Here is a 201-nt window from a genome sequence, read left to right on the forward strand (position 1 = left end):
CGCTTCAGGATATAGTTGAACGCCTTGGCCAGGTCGTGCCCACGGGAGAGCTTGGCGAGCTGTTCCCGCATGTAGACCTGAAGATCATCGACCAAGGGACGGCTCAGCGTCTGCCGCACCTGAACACGCTCCTCCGCACTCCTGCCATTGATGGAGCGTTCGATCTCGAACAGCGCATCGATCCGGCGCACGACCTCGACC

1 protein-coding gene is annotated in these 201 nt (G+C 61.2%); it reads right to left on the reverse strand.

Annotation, left to right across the window (positions count from 1 at the left end; translation table 11 throughout):
* A partial coding sequence (locus XI09_RS08260; protein WP_271566404.1) for an IS66 family transposase occupies positions 1-201 on the reverse strand: 201 nt, incomplete at both ends.

Source organism: Bradyrhizobium sp. CCBAU 11386, from assembly GCF_028128955.1.
Taxonomy (GTDB): Bacteria; Pseudomonadota; Alphaproteobacteria; order Rhizobiales; family Xanthobacteraceae; genus Bradyrhizobium.